Source organism: Chryseobacterium sp. ISL-6, assembly GCF_018613715.1.
GTDB lineage: Bacteria > Bacteroidota > Bacteroidia > Flavobacteriales > Weeksellaceae > Chryseobacterium > Chryseobacterium paludis.
In genome coordinates this window covers 1036442-1051873 of the sequence record NZ_JAGGPT010000001.1, presented here as the reverse complement: position 1 = coordinate 1051873, position 15432 = coordinate 1036442, and the positions used below count along the sequence as shown (strand labels likewise).

At 34.0% G+C, this 15432-nt stretch carries 16 protein-coding genes; 11 read left to right on the top strand and 5 right to left on the bottom strand.

Annotated elements, in window-relative coordinates; all coding sequences use genetic code 11:
- Positions 1-228 precede the first annotated feature (228 nt).
- Positions 229-483 (top strand): hypothetical protein, encoded by a 255-nt coding sequence (locus J7E44_RS04640; RefSeq protein ID WP_214826037.1) that lies wholly within the window; start codon positions 229-231, stop codon positions 481-483.
- Positions 484-489: 6 nt separating this feature from the next.
- On the opposite strand, the gene J7E44_RS04635 is transcribed toward J7E44_RS04640, so the two are convergent.
- The 5 genes from J7E44_RS04635 to J7E44_RS04615 form a co-directional block, all read right to left on the bottom strand.
- Entirely contained in the window at positions 490-666 is a 177-nt protein-coding gene (locus tag J7E44_RS04635) for a hypothetical protein (protein ID WP_214826035.1), read from the bottom strand.
- A 173-nt stretch (positions 667-839) separates the two neighbouring features.
- The gene (locus tag J7E44_RS23885; protein WP_251040474.1) at positions 840-1154 is read right to left on the bottom strand and encodes a helix-turn-helix domain-containing protein; all 315 of its coding nucleotides are present in this window, start codon (positions 1152-1154) and stop codon (positions 840-842) included.
- 348 nt (positions 1155-1502) lie between these two features.
- Positions 1503-2552, bottom strand: coding sequence for a ribosome small subunit-dependent GTPase A (gene rsgA, locus J7E44_RS04625; RefSeq protein WP_214826034.1), 1050 nt, complete (start codon positions 2550-2552; stop codon positions 1503-1505).
- A gap of 487 nt (positions 2553-3039) precedes the next feature.
- Positions 3040-3861, bottom strand: a complete 822-nt coding sequence (locus J7E44_RS04620; protein WP_214826033.1) for a DUF4249 domain-containing protein — start codon at positions 3859-3861, stop codon at positions 3040-3042.
- Between the two features lie 9 nt (positions 3862-3870).
- Positions 3871-6243: a TonB-dependent receptor gene (locus J7E44_RS04615; RefSeq protein WP_214826032.1), complete on the bottom strand. Its 2373-nt coding sequence runs from the start codon at positions 6241-6243 to the stop codon at positions 3871-3873.
- A gap of 225 nt (positions 6244-6468) precedes the next feature.
- Here J7E44_RS04615 and J7E44_RS04610 point away from each other — a divergent pair, with 225 nt between their 5' ends.
- The 10 genes from J7E44_RS04610 to J7E44_RS04565 all read left to right on the top strand — a co-directional run bounded on the left by J7E44_RS04610 (position 6469) and on the right by J7E44_RS04565 (position 15171).
- Positions 6469-7476, top strand: coding sequence for a sensor histidine kinase (locus J7E44_RS04610; RefSeq protein ID WP_214826031.1), 1008 nt, complete (start codon positions 6469-6471; stop codon positions 7474-7476).
- A gap of 89 nt (positions 7477-7565) precedes the next feature.
- A complete protein-coding gene (locus tag J7E44_RS04605) occupies positions 7566-8288 on the top strand; it encodes a LytR/AlgR family response regulator transcription factor (RefSeq protein ID WP_214826030.1) in 723 nt (240 codons plus the stop codon).
- A gap of 371 nt (positions 8289-8659) precedes the next feature.
- Positions 8660-9085 (top strand): GNAT family N-acetyltransferase, encoded by a 426-nt coding sequence (locus J7E44_RS04600; protein WP_251040473.1) that lies wholly within the window; start codon positions 8660-8662, stop codon positions 9083-9085.
- A 442-nt stretch (positions 9086-9527) separates the two neighbouring features.
- Positions 9528-10118 (top strand): TetR/AcrR family transcriptional regulator, encoded by a 591-nt coding sequence (locus J7E44_RS04595; RefSeq protein WP_214826026.1) that lies wholly within the window; start codon positions 9528-9530, stop codon positions 10116-10118.
- A gap of 116 nt (positions 10119-10234) precedes the next feature.
- Positions 10235-10963 (top strand): SDR family NAD(P)-dependent oxidoreductase, encoded by a 729-nt coding sequence (locus J7E44_RS04590; RefSeq protein ID WP_214826025.1) that lies wholly within the window; start codon positions 10235-10237, stop codon positions 10961-10963.
- A gap of 73 nt (positions 10964-11036) precedes the next feature.
- Positions 11037-11801 carry an SDR family oxidoreductase gene (locus J7E44_RS04585; RefSeq protein WP_214826024.1) on the top strand — a complete coding sequence of 255 codons (765 nt, stop codon included), beginning with the start codon at positions 11037-11039 and terminating at the stop codon, positions 11799-11801.
- Positions 11802-11814: 13 nt separating this feature from the next.
- Complete coding sequence (locus tag J7E44_RS04580) at positions 11815-12816, top strand: NADP-dependent oxidoreductase (protein ID WP_214826023.1); 1002 nt, start codon at positions 11815-11817, stop codon at positions 12814-12816.
- A gap of 324 nt (positions 12817-13140) precedes the next feature.
- Positions 13141-14055, top strand: a complete 915-nt coding sequence (locus J7E44_RS04575; protein WP_214826022.1) for an AraC family transcriptional regulator — start codon at positions 13141-13143, stop codon at positions 14053-14055.
- A gap of 119 nt (positions 14056-14174) precedes the next feature.
- A complete protein-coding gene (locus J7E44_RS04570) occupies positions 14175-14906 on the top strand; it encodes an SDR family oxidoreductase (protein ID WP_214826021.1) in 732 nt (243 codons plus the stop codon).
- Positions 14851-15171, top strand: a complete 321-nt coding sequence (locus tag J7E44_RS04565; protein ID WP_214826020.1) for a DUF6616 family protein — start codon at positions 14851-14853, stop codon at positions 15169-15171. The genes J7E44_RS04570 and J7E44_RS04565 overlap by 56 nt, the downstream gene beginning before the upstream one ends.
- The last annotated feature ends 261 nt before the right edge of the window (positions 15172-15432 follow it).

Genomic DNA, 15432 nt, shown 5'->3' with positions numbered 1-15432 from the left:
AATATAAAACTTTAAATATTAAAAAAGACCTGACATTGTTCAATGACAATACATAAATCATATTAAATAACTTTTATAAAATGGAGTGTAAAGTGTATTAACATATTTACATAGTTATAGAAAATATATAGGATTTATGGTATTCCATAATGAAACTATATTTATATAAAGTATTTGTATAAATATTATAATGATATTTATTTATTTTTAAATAATTTAGTGGCTAATATGATGAAGAATATCATTCCAGATAATGAGATAGGAAGATTGAAAAAGCTAGAATTTTTTGATCTCCTTAACTTGGGCAAAGACCCTCAATTTGATGTTTTTGCGGAGACTGCATGTCTGATTTCCGACTGTCCTGCTTCTCTAATTGCAATCATGGAAAGTGAGACGCAGACCATCCAAAGCTGTATAGGTCTTGAAATCGATTACACCTTACTAAATAAGAGAAAAATCAGTGAGATTATACTCAGTATATAATATCGCTTATCTATTTTTTTTTAACTGACCAGGGGCATATTGTTTAGCAGATTTTGCTCCGGTTACTTTTTTCACTTGTCCAGGTGGAAGTCCATGATTTCCATTAGATTTAAATTGTGGCGCACAAGAAAAAACAAATAATCCGGTTAGCGCTAATAATCCTAATTTTTTTATAGTATTCATAATGTTATTTTTTTATATAATAAGAATACTATGCCAATCTAAGTTGAATACTTTTTTTAAGATCATTAAATGTTCTGTCTAATTAAGCTTCATAATGAATAATCCTGTCGAATAGAAGGATATTTAGCTACCTGACATTAAACGGATAGGATTTAATAGCAAATGCTCATGCATTAATAAAAATTAGCAATCTGAGTCAATTGTTGTAAATGTAAGAGTTGTATTTTACGGCCCTCCATCAAAATAAGATGATCCTCTTTAAAATCATGAAGTACGCGTGCCAATGTTTCATTTGCTATACCTGCCATATTTGCTAAATCTGTACGGGATAAAGTTATGAATACCTTATCTTCATCCTCCATAGTATTCACTTTATACTTATTATGTAAAATTAAATGTTTAACAGGACTACCTCTCCCGCCAAGAGGGTCTTCTACAAGAAGATCCTTTTTTGTTTTTGAATTTTGGAATTGTAGACATATCTTCAATTTTTAATGATGAATGTAAATTAATTAGTAGCCAAGAATTCTTAAACTATATATGTAATTCTATTAAAAATCTCAAGGTTACTTTGTAAGTAAGAAAAATTTTCAACTTATCACGTCAGTCCCTCCAAGCAGAGCATAAATTAGGTAATGTAACTAGATAAAAGTGAGATATTACTCGCCAAGCAGTAGAAACAAAAAAACTATGTAAACTAGTTTCTTCGGCGGTCAACCGTAAAATTCTTTTAATATTCCTATATATATTAACATTCCAATAAATTTCAATGGTTACTAGAAGTAATCATTAAAATAGGTGTTCCATTATAAAGTGGAACACCTGTGTTAAATTGGTTATTTCTTTTTTATTCTCTTAGCTTCTTCCGAAATTTTGGCAAAAGATTTATCTCTTTTGCGCTTTTCATGTTCAGAAATAGAAAAATATAAAGATTCTTTTTGTAATTTGAGATAGCTACTGTACACCTCCCGTTCTAAAAGACCGCTGTTTACAGCTTCAATAACTTTACAGCCGGGTTCATTAACATGGGAACAATTATGAAAATGACAATATTTTGCAAGATCTGAAACATCAAATATCTCTGCTAATGTTTCAGTATTATCTGCGGCTAAACCAAATTCTCTAACGCCGGGCGTATCTATCAAAATACCACTATCCATCAATACCATTTCTCTTCGGGTTGAGGTATGTCGCCCTTTTCCTGAGGATTTACTTATCTCAGAAGTAAGAAATACTGTCCGCTCACACAGTGCGTTGATCAAAGAACTTTTTCCGACCCCTGATGATCCCACAAAGACGATCGTTTCCCCTTGCTTGATTGATTCCCGCACTGGAAATATGGTTTCGGGCGAAAGGATGCTTATGAAAAATATTGGCATTTGGCGGCTAATATGTTTCAATGATTCATCTATTTGGTGGCGGTTAAACTCCAAATCAGATTTAGTTAAGATCAATATCGGTTGAATATTTTCTTCTACTACCTGAACTATAAAACGTTCCAGCCGGCGAACGTTGAAATTGGCATCAAGGCTTTGTACGATACATGCTTTGTCAACATATGATGCAATAGCTTGCCTGTCGGATAATGTACCGGTCTTTCTTCTGTACAATGTATGTTTGCGTGGTAAAATATCGACAATTATTCCTTTGTTATCGTTAAAAGGTTGAAAGATAACCCAATCACCTGTACATGGAAGTTCAAATGATGGACTTCCATACAGTACATTACCTGATAGTTCGCACAATAGTCGATTATTCTCTGCAATAACTTCATAATTGGTTCTGTTTACTGCAGCAACACGACCATGAAAAAGATTTTTGTATTGCGAGGTTTGTTTAAGCTGGAACAAATTGTTGTTCCAACCATATAATGATAAGTTATTCACTACTGACTAGTTTAAAATGATGAAATAAATTGATTAGATCCTTTATTGTCCGAATACTTTGTTGCATACAAATAACTATTGGTAATATGGTGACTACCAAGCTGATGATTTAAGAAACAAAATAGCCGGAATTAGGCAATCATTCCAATCATTAAAGTATGATATGTGAATCGTTGTTTTTGCATAAAGTACAAATATATAAAAAACTGATTCAATATTTTGGCAGCTTATTCATATGCGTTTTAAGTAGGTAAGTCTTACGCCTATTTTTGTCGATTGTACTTGTTGGGTCGGGCAAAAGTAGCATTAGAGACATTACTGAATTATTAAAATTGTATAAAGATTATAAAATGAATCATGCAGCAGCATGTTTGGATTTAGGGCTGGAGGTATGTAGATAAGAATAATAAAATAGGATAAATTAAATTTTTAATTAAAGAATAAAATTTTCGTTTTTTTACTTAAAAATATCTGTAAACCCAATTAATTACTGTATTGTATAATCCTTTACATACACTTCTGATAATCTGAAATAACCATAAGCAAAGTTTGCGAAATGGGTCTGATTGATGATATTCCCTCTCACCGAGCCCGGTGTTGTTTGAAACGGGCCGGCACCAGCTCCGGATGCTGTTAACAGTTTTCTGAAATAATCATAATATCTTCTGGAAATTCCATACAGTCGGATGTTTATCAGATCCCCGGCCTTCAGATCTTTGTCAGAAAAATATTCCTGCATCAGGTTGCCCTGACTGTTCTCGTCATCCTGGGCTTTATAATCAGGAAACATTGAAACAGGTGATACAATACGGTGGAGATAATAATTTTCTTCATTTCCATTGTCCTTATAGTAGTATTTGATTTCTACTTCATCACCTCCAAATCCGCCGGTATTATTTTGTACAATATTATTTTCAATATCCGGCACCCCGATGCAGGTTTCGGTTGCCGTATAAATTTCCTTATTTAAAACTACTTTTAATGTATAGATTTCCCCGATAACAGGATGGAAATTAGAACAGGTATATTCTCCTGTACCAGGAGTCTCTATAAAACTAAAAACAGTATTTGCTGAATTTGTTATCACTATATCAGCTCCTGAAACTGTAGGAAATAGGGTACTGTAATATCCGGTAGTGGTGGAGAGTTTGATTTTCTGTTCACTGCCGGTCGTACCCTTTATCCAATCAATCGATGCGTCAATTACCAATTTCGGTTCTGCTGTTTCTAAATCTACTTCTATTACTTTTGTGCAAGACAGAAGAAAAAAACAGAATGAAATAACCAGGTATTTAAGTTTATTTTTCATAGTATTGAATTAAAATCTGAAATTGTAAGCTACACCCGGAACTATACCGAAAATTGATATCTTCTTTGCTTCGCTCACCCCTGTTTCTCTGTTTTGCTCGAACATAATGGATGCAGCATTGCTTCTATTGTAAACATTGTAAATACTAAACACCCATTCACCTTTCCATCTTCTTTTGTTGTCAGGTTTTGGGGTGTAGGTTGCCGATAGATCCAAATGATGATAAGATGGGAGTGAATTCGCATTTCGCGCTCCGTAATTTGCAATTGTGATTCCCTGATACTGATATTTGCCGATGGGGTAGGTTGCAGCCTTCCCTGTCTGGTAGGTAAAAATGCCACCAAAACTCCATTTTTTGGTCAGTTGATAAGTAGCTGTAAGTGAAAAGTTATGCGTTTTATTGTAATTGGCACGATACCATTTGCCATTGTTAATACCGGGTTCGTCCTCATTTCTTCCCGGTGTACGTTGTTCTGCTCGAGAAAGCGTGTAAGAAAGCCACCCTGTTAGTTTTCCGGTGTTTTTCTTCAGCATTACTTCAAGTCCGTAGGCTCTAGCCTCTCCGTTTAGTAATACTTGTTCTATGGCTCTGTTAGCAATCAATTCGGCACCGTCAATATAATCCGCTTTGTTTTTGGTTTTTTTGTAAAATGCTTCTGTTTCAAGGGAATATTTTCCATTGCTGAAATTTCTGAAATAGCCCAATGCAAGCTGGTCAAGAATTTCTGGTTTCAGGTACTGGTCGCTCGGTGCCCAGATATCCAGTGGGGAGACGGAAGCCGTGTTGGAAATTAAATGAATATACTGGCTCATCCGGTTATAACTCCCTTTAACGGATTGATTGTCATCTATGACATAAGAAATGGCCAGACGAGGCTCTAAATTCCCAAAACTGATAATCTTTTTGTTTTTGTTATAATGCGTAATACCAGTTGGCGTTCCTTCCCCATAAATTTGTAAATCAGGGTTGAAAACCACTGCCTCATTATTAGTGTAATTATTTATGTTTTGTTCCCCTAATCGTAGGAAATTGCTATATCGCAGTCCGTAATTTAATGATAATTTGTCAGTGATTCTTTGTTCAGTACTAATATAAACCGCATTTTCCAAGGCATATTTTTTTTCAATCTGATCGGCATTGATAGGGGATGTTGCATCCAGAGGTTTTATAGTGCCGGGATTGAATTGGTAGTAGATGGAATTGATGCCATAATTCAAAATCAGCCTATCAGACAGATGATGCGTAAAATTGTACTTTAGATTATAATTACGAATGTTTGATACCCAGTCTATACCAACATATTTTATCTTCAGCCCATAATCGTACTTGCTGTAAATAACCGATGCGTTGGAGAAAAATTTATCGGAAAAGATATGGTTCCAACGAAGATTAAAAAATGAGTTTGAATAATTGTTGCTGAAAAAATTGTTGAAATCCATTTTATCCTTGCCAAAATAGGCTGAAAGAAAAACCCTGTTATTGTCATTGATCTTATAATTCAGTTTAGCGTTCAGATCATAAAAAGAAACGGAATTGGAATTGTCAGCAAGTTTCATAAACAAATGGGCATAAGAAGCGCGGCCAGCAACTATGAACGAACCTTTGTCCTTTATAATCGGGCCTTCCGCCGATAACCTGCTTGAAACCGCTCCGATTCCACCTGCTATGTGATATTCTTTATTGTTTCCTTCTTTTTGGTAAATATCCAAAACAGAGGATGTACGCCCGCCGAATTGAGCAGGTATTCCCCCTTTATATAATTTCAGATCTTTAATGATGTCTGCATTAAAAACGGAGAAAAAGCCAAACAGGTGCGAAGTATTGTAGACAACGGCCTCATCTAACATTACCAAATTACCGTCAACTGAACCGCCTCTAACGTTAAAGCCTGTTGCACCTTCCTGCGCGTTGGAGACTCCCGGAAGCTGCAGAATAGCTTTCAGAATATCAACCTCACCCATTACTGCTGGCATCTTTTTAATGGTAGACACAGATAGTTTATTCACACTCATTTCCGGTGTTCGGATGTTGCTTGCTGAACCAGTATTTTTTATCACGACTTCATCTATAGTTTTGCTTTTTTCAAGCATCGAAAAATCCCTTCTGGTATTTTCCATCAAAGTGATACGTTCCTCAATATTCTCAAATCCCACATAGCTTATAATCAAATTATATTCTCTTTTGGGCAGGGTAATAGAATAAAAACCGTACGCATCTGTAACTGTTGATACCTTTGCTTCGGGAATAAAAATGTTTGCACCGTGTATTGTTTCGGTGGTTGTCTTTATGGTGATTATTCCACTCAATGTAACTTTATTCTGTGAATGAACCCCGAATGAAATGGTTATAAATAACAGTGTACAAATGATCTTGCATCTCATCTTAAAAATAGATTTAACAATTGTAGTTTGAGCACAAAACTACCCCTTTGAATAGCTGTTTTTTTGTAATTATACAAAACGTAGTATCTTTTATAGGAAACAATGTTGGGACGCTACAAAATATAATTCCTGTTCCATACGTTTTTATAATACTTGCTGCTATTGTATAGAAGCAGATCAAACCATAGGCTTAAATGTTAAGTTTTGTTTTATACAATTTTATAAATGAATGATTTTACCCATCGACAGCTTATTAGTGAAAACCTGTTTTTTCATTTCCTGATTTCACCTGACCGCAGAATATACCGGAATCTGCTGTTCATTGCTTTTATCGGTGCCGTGTTGTATAACAGTACTTCTGTAATTGACAATCCGGTCGTGATATTTTTATATTTTATTATATTATTCTATATAAATATGTATGTGCTGGTACCAAAGCTTTTGTTCAGGAATAGAAATATTGAATATTGTTTATCCGTCATTGGTATACTGGTTATAGTAGCTATTTGTGGCTATTTTTTCAATCCTTTTAATAAAGAACATGGGGTGAACATCCCCCTTTTTTCTTTCCTTACTGCGCTGCTGCTGGCTGCTTCCTCTTCCATAAAGCTATTTCAGAAAGGGATGATGGATAAGCAATTGATCTACGATTTAGGGCAATCGAAAACTTATGCAGAATTGGAACAGCTGAAAAACCAGATCAATCCGCATTTTTTGTTTAATATGCTGAATAATGCCAATGTACTGACGAAGAAAGACCCTGAAAAAGCATCGCAGGTTTTAATGAAGCTGAGCGATTTACTTCGGTACCAACTTTATGACAGTACAAGAGATAAAGTGTTGTTGACTTCGGATATTCATTTCTTAGAAGATTTTTTAAATTTGGAAAAAGTGAGACGAGACAGTTTTGATTTCCTGATTTCACAAGAAGGAGATTTGCGTGGCTTGCAAATTCCTCCTTTGCTGTTCATTTCGTTTGTGGAAAATGCGGTCAAGCACAACAATGATGCAACAAAGCCTTCTTATGTAAACCTATATTTCGATGTGAGAAACGGTAAACTTTTCTTTAAATGCATCAACTCAAAACCTATATCTAGATGCTTTAATAATACAGGTGGATTGGGATTGGTAAATGTCAAACGAAGACTGGAGCTTTTATTTCCGGCAACACATAGTTTAAATATCGAAGATGATTCAGAACAGTATTGTGTAACCTTGGCCATACAGCTATAACTTATATGGTGATAAATAAGGATCAGTGGTGAGAAGAAAATTCAAATATTGCAGACGAGTCTTTCGTTGTATGGTAAATATATAAAATTATGAATTGTATTATTTTAGATGATGAGCCTTTAGCAAGAGAAGCCATAGAGATGTTGATTAACCAAAATGATGATTTAGATTTAATAGGCTCATTCAACAGCCCTGAAGCTGTCACAAATTTTATAGAACGCAATACCGTTGAATTAATCTTTCTTGATATTCAGATGCCAGGAATTAGTGGGATTGAGTTTTCCCGAACCATTCCGAAAGAAACATTTGTAATTTTTACAACCGCATATTCTGAATTTGCTACCGAAAGTTATGAAGTATATGCGATTGATTATCTGATAAAACCCGTAAAATTAGAGCGTTTTCAAAAAGCTGTTGAAAAAGTCCGCACTTACTCCAAATTATTCAAAGCGGATTATGCTGACAATAATATTGAACAGGTTGCAGACACTTTTTTCTTTGTGAAAGCAGAGCGAAGAATTTTTAAAGTCTATTTTGATAATATACTTTTTATTCAAGGTTTAAAAGATTATGTAGTGATGCACACCGATAATCAGAAACTAATTACGGCAATAAATATCAAAACGATTTATGACCAATTACCCAAAAATATGTTTGTGAGAGTAAGCAAGTCCTATATTATCAATGTTAAGTATATCGATTCTGTAGATAATAACACGGTGTATATAGGTACAAACGAAATCCCTATCGGAAGTATTTATAAGGATTTCTTTTTCAGTGAATTTGTTACAAAAAAGATCGTGAATAGGTAATACAAGTGAGATTCAGAAAAAACAAAATAAAATAGCCTTTAGAAAGGATAACGATAAGGTGAAATAGGAGCTAAGACCAATAATTTTAATTTCTTTTTCAGAAAGGAATTTGTATTTAACCTATTGGGTTTTTCTTCATTGTACATTAAAAAATCTTTTTCAATCCAATTACAAGAAAGATCTGACATTATAATATTCCTAGTGATTCAGCAGAGGGAGAGATTCGAACCATTTTTCTGCGAACATTTTTAAAACTTCACTTCTTCGTATATTTCAATTATTGCCATGATTAGTGTTTTTCGATTATTGAAAAAGACAACATCAGATGAATAGAATTATTATATTTATTTAAAATTTTTATGGAATCAAATATGAATATTAGAAGAATTGAAAGGGATGATTTTGAATTTGTTTATCATTCATTATGTGATCTTGAAAATGAAATTTTAGATCGAGAAGCCTTACAGAAAATATTCTGCGAAAATATCGACAACCCTAGTTACAGTTACTTAATCGCTGAAATTAAAAATGAAAAAATTGGATTTATAACCTTGCATACTCAAAATCTTTTACATCATTGCGGGCTTGTTGGAGAAATCCAAGAGTTTTATATTACAGAACATTTCAGAGGCAAAGGGATAGGAAGACAATTAATTCGCAGAATTATGGATTTAGCCGAAGAGAATAAACTAAAAAGTATTGAAGTTGCAACAAACAAAAAAAGGATTGAGAATATCAATATCTATGAAAATCTTGGATTTAACCTGACACATAATAAATTCACGATATATAAATAAGCTGATTTAGTTAGGGTATAATGATATTCTATTTTTTTCTTTTACCCATTTCCTGATTCTAGCTTTAGCATTGGTACAGGGGGATGAAGTATTCTATCATCCTACTAAGGGAACCTGACCTTTAGGGTGTGTATGCCAATTTGTTCTCGCACCAGGGAGTAAAGCTTACGCTTCCTGCTGAAATATTATTGTTTTTATCCTTTGCTACCAAAGGTTTTAGGCATGTATCTCCAGTAAATTATTCATTGAGCAAGTTGTTTAATATATAATCTTAATCTTAATTGAATGTGTTTAATGATGGTTTAATGCAATTAAATTATCTAGCTATATATTGGTAAAATTAGAAATCAGTTTTGTAATTTATTAAAATATACTAAAAAGTATATTTTGTTTGTTTCTAAAATATACTTTTTAGTATATTTGTAAAGTAAAATTAAAACCGATGCTAACAAAAGCAGAAAAAACGAAGTTATTTATCTTAGAAACAGCAAGCCCCCTTTACAATGAGAAAGGCATTTCTGGTGTGAGCATAGATGATGTTTTGGAAGCGACGAAATTAACAAAAGGTTGTATTTACGGGCATTTTAATGGAAAAGATGATCTATCCGAACAGGTTGTGGACTTTTCACTAAAAAAAATGTCACAAAAGCTGGCTGGTATTGTTTCCCAAGGTAAAACAGCAGAAGAAAAGATTTTTTTGTATCTCGATTTTCATAAGAATCCTATTGATACCTATATTGCTGGTGGTTGTCCTATCTTTAATACTGCCGTTGAAGCAGATGATCATTTTCCTTCCATTAAAAAAAAAGTGGCAAAAGTTTTGGAAACCGGCCTGCAAGGTATTTCAAATATTTTAAAAGAAGGTATTGTTAATGGTGAATTTTCAGATGAGCTCAATGCGGACATTTTTGCGTTTAAAATATTATCGGCCGTGGAAGGTGGTATTGTTTTAAGTAGAACTATGGATTCGCAAAAATTAATGATCGAACTTATAATAGACCTTAAGAAAGAATTAAAGCAATATAAGCTGTAATTTTTTTTGATTCAAAATATACTAAAAAGTATATTTTGGGGAATTTTAGAAATCAATTCAAAAAATAACTGATTACATAAATAAAGTATCATTAAATATTAAATAGATTCAATCAAATGAAAACAACAGGAAATACAATATTCATTAGTGGCGGAAGTGCCGGAATAGGGTTGGCTATCGCTAAAAAATTAAATGCTGTCGGAAATAAAATTATCATCAACGGACGTAATGAAGAACGTCTTCATAAAGCTTTAGCAGAACTAAAAGATGCAGTAGCAATTCAGGGTGATTTATCAATTGAAGACGATAGGATTCGTATTGCAGAAGACTTGAAAGCGAATCATGTGGATGTTAATATTATCATCAACAATGCAGGAACAGCTTTTGGATATCTACTGAGTGAAACAACCAATGCACATGAAAGAGCATTGATTGAAATGAACACAAACTATTTTGCAATCATCCACTTCACAGAATTAATGATTCCATACTTATTGGAAAAAGAAGAATCTGCTGTGGTGAATGTATCATCTATAGCAGTATATGGAAGTCACAAATTCTTACCAACTTATGGAGCAACTAAAGCAGCATTACATAGTTATACAACGGCTTTAAGACAAACTTATGAAGAACAGAAAAATCTCCAGATCTATGAAGTTTATCCTCCCTTGGTTAATACAGAATTTTCTGCTGAAATTGGTGGGACGGCAGGAATTCAGCCAAGTGAAGTGGCAGATGAACTGTTCATTGGATTAGAAAATAACTTATTTGATATTCCAGTAGGAGATGCAAAGACCTATGCAAACGCAATCAGTGAGGCAATGTCTAAATTAATGCATGCGTAAATTTAACAATACCAATCATTTTCAATTTTTAGAATAGAGATGATGGTATATTTCATTTTTAAATTTTAAGATTATGAATTTAAGAAATAAGACAATACTGATTACGGGAGGTGCTTCTGGAATTGGTTTGGAAGCAGCAAAGAAGTTTATGACTCTCGGAAATAAGGTGATTATTACCGGACGGAATTTACTCAAGCTAGAGGAAGCAAAAAAAGAGTATCCAGAGTTAACAATCATTCAGTCGGATGCTGCAAACCCACAGAACGCAATTGCGTTATTTGAAAAAATAAAGGATCTAGGTGGCATCGACATTTTATATAATAATGCAGGTGTGGGGGTAGCTCCACTGAATTTGGGCATTTCGAGCGACAAACATTTACAAGGAGCGATTTATGAAATGGAAGTCAATTATTTTGGAGTCATACGTTTAAATAATCTTTTTATGGACATGCTAAAATCCCGAAATGAAGCTGCTATTATCAATACCACTTCAATTCTTAGTATTGTTCCTTCTGTTTTGGAAGCTACCTATTCAGCTTCAAAAACGGCGTTATCCTTTTACACCAAGTCTCTGAGATCACATTTAGAATTTATAAATAGCTCTGTGAAGGTCTTCGAATTACTTCCACCACTGGTAGATACCGATATGGTTGCAGAAAGAAAAGATAAAAAGATGTCCATCAGTCTGTTTGTTAAGGAACTTATTAAAGGTCTCGAAAAAGATACAATCACAATTCGTGTAGGTGATGCCAAATCATTATTTTTCCTTAATCGAATTGCGCCGGATAAAGCCTATCAATTGGTTAATAAGAAAAAACATTATCAATCTATCCAATAAAAATAAAATTTTTATGAAAGCATTTGTAGTTCAAAATTATGGAAAGAAAGAGGAGCTAACATTCCGTGAAGTTAGTAAACCTACACCCCGTGAAAATGAGGTCATGGTTGAAATCTATGCGGCAGGCCTAAATCAGCTGGATTCTAAAATTCTGTCCGGTGAATTCAAAATGATTTTACCCTATAAACCACCATTCATTCTCGGTCATGACCTGGCCGGTATTGTCATTGAAACAGGTTCGAGGGTAACAAAGTTCAAGATTGGAGACGAAGTTTACGCCCGTCCTTCTGATTATTACATTGGTACCTTTGCTGAATACTTAGCTGTTGAAGAAACAGATCTGGCATTGAAGCCCCGAAACCTTTCTATGGAAAAGGCGGCAGGTGTTCCCCTCGTTGCTTTAACAGCTTGGCAAGCTTTGGTAGAAATAGGGAAATTAAAAAAAGGACAAAAAGTTTTTATACAGGCAGGGTCAGGAGGAGTTGGTATTATTGCTATTCAGTTAGCTAAATATTTAGGCGCTACTGTTGCCACTACAGCTGGAAAAGCAAGTTTTCCAATGCTTGAAGAATTAGGTGCTGATGTTTTAATTGATTACAAAACGCAGGATTTTGAAACAATTTTGAAGGACTACGATTTGGTATTAAATAGTCAGGATACCAAAACCTTGAAGAAATCCTTAAATGTGGTAAAAACAGGAGGTAAGATAATTTCTATTTCAGGTCCTCCTACACCAGCATTTGCACAAGAAATTGGCGCTTCATGGATCGTTCGTTCAGTATTATCACTTCTAAGTTTCGGTGTTAGGAAAAAAGCGAAAAGGCAAGGTATTGATTACGAGTTCTTGTTCATGAAATCAAGTGGAAAACAACTTGGACAAATTACTAAACTCATTGAAGATGGAACAATTAAAATTGTAGTAGAGAAGGTTTATCCATTTTCACAAACGAATGAGGCTCTAAATCACGTGGCAAGTGGAAGAGCAAAGGGAAAGGTTGTAGTAAAAATAAAGTAACAAAGCGAACAGATAAGTTGACAATATTGTCTCGGCGTCTTTGAGGATATAAATATTGAGATTTCTGGGAATTCTTTACTTTTCACTACCAACAAAATACCCTTTGGCATATATGCTATTGATGACAGCGATGCTTACTGGATTTACGTATAAAAAGACATTCTTTCTTCCACATTGGAGCAATGCTTCACAATAACTGTCAAAAAAATCCTAGTTCGTTGGGGAAATCAAACTTTCTGAATTGAACATCTGCAATGCATTTTCACACTTTTGAAGTCTCAGAAATTGTTTTTTTAAGTTAAATTAGCACTAACAAATTAGATTATGGAACTTAAATCGGACAAAACTATAGCAATTAAAAATACGGGGAATCACACATCAGAAAACGCGATGAATTTTGTTGATAATTTTGAAATTCTCGATTTAAGTAAAGTAGATAACAATCATTTTTTTTCCTTCAATTATTCCCGAAAAACCTTCTACACAGCCACCTTATTACAAGGAAAATATAGCATTGAATTTGAAGATAAAACTATTGAGATAACTGGCAATACATTACTATTTACAACTTCCAAAATTCCGTTTGGTATTCATACATTAAGTGGAGTTTATAAAGGTATAAGCTGTATTTTTAAAGAAGATTTTATAACTAAAACTAATAGTGGTCACCGTTTGTTAGAATTTCCAATATACAAACCAGGCAGACAAAATATTTACTCACTGACCGATAATCAAGCTGAAAATTTTACAAATATTTATGCTAAAATTTTCGATGAAAAGCTCGACAACGGTAATTATAAAGAAAGTCTACAACGCAACTACCTTCTCGAACTTATTTTCAATGCCCAAAAGCTTGATCCTGTAGCGTCCTATATCAAGAAAAACAATACTACTGAAGAGATAGCTTGCTCATTTATAAGATTATTGGAATCACAGTTTCCCATAGACAATTCACAAGATGTTGTTAAATTAAAAACTGCCGGCGAATTTGCAGAACATTTATCGCTACATCCCAATTATTTAAACCGACAAGTGAAGCTTTCAAAAGGAAGAACCGTTAGTGATATCATCAACGCAAGAATCGAACAGGAAGCAAAAATTCTACTAAAACTGACCAATTGGAATATTGCAGAGATTGCAAATTCATTAGGCTTTGAAGAACCTTCCCACTTTAATACATTTTTCAAAAAGCATACGAAGATAGCTCCTACAGATTATCGAAAACTAAAAAGAGATTAGTATATTAAATACACTTTTTAACCTGGAAGTTTGATTTTGGTAAGGATTGGTTTTAATTCCGCTATATACCAGTTCTTCATTAGTGCGACCTTTGTCTTATAATTTTAAAATAATTAAAAATGACAAAAATAGCATTAGTTACAGGTGGTAACAAGGGAATTGGTTTTGAAACAGTAAGACAACTTGCTAAGCAAAATATTAAAGTTCTAATAGGTGCAAGAAATGAAACCGAAGGAAAAAATGCTGAAGAAGTCCTTCGAGGTGAATCTCTGGATGTAGAATTTATAAAGCTGGACATCAGTAATTCGCAGGACATTGAAAATGCAAAAACCTACATTGAACGTGAATATGGAAAGTTGGATATTCTCATCAATAATGCCGCAGTATTTCTTGACAGTGCGTGGTTCGGCAATAATGTGGAATCTGTACCTATGAAAACACTTCGTGACACTTTTGATATCAATTACTTCGGAACAGTCGAACTTACCCAGGCATTGTTGCCGCTAATTAAAAAAAGTGACGCGGGTCGTATCGTAAATATCAGCAGTGTATCTGGTTCATTTGGAGCTCATCTCGATGAAAATCATTGGCTTTATCAATTAAAACCTTATGCGTACAGTGCTTCTAAAACGGCATTGAACCAATTTACCGTTTTCCTTGCAAATGCACTTAAGGAAACCAATATTAAAGTAAACGCTGCAAGTCCGGGATGGGTACAAACTTCTATCGGTTCAGATGAAGCGCCATTGACACCTGCACAAGGTGCCGAGACTGGGGTTGCTTTAGCCTTGATTGATGAAAAAGGGACAACAGGCACTTTCTCTCAAGCAGGCGAAAGTTTACCTTGGTAATCTGCTAACATTAAACTTAACATATGAAACTGTTTCGATTGAAAGAATTGCACTTTCATCTCAACCTCTTGTTGAGCAGGGTGGCGAGGTAGTAGTAATGAGTGAAAATGACAGTGATACTGTTCAAGGAATAAAGCACCAGTTCTTTGTCATTTGGAAATCCCCAACTGATGAATTGGCAAAAGCTTTCGAAACTTTGGGATTAGATGGGGATGGTATGAATACTTTGATCAGTTTAATCTTAAGAGAGGTAATGTTAATATAACTGAGAAATTGGTTAATTTGTAAACTAACCTTGATTGCGGAAAAGTCTTGTAACGGATTAATCTCTACAAGACTTTACTGTTATCATTTAAAAAATATAGAAAGATAACTTATGGCTCAAAGTTGCTTCCAGTCCTCGAGACAAATTATAAAAATTAATTTCAAAGAGAAAATTTCAAATTATCTTAAACAAGATACTAACGGATGGCTGGGTCTTAATTATGCAAACGGAATAGTAATGCCCAAATACTTTATCAAAATA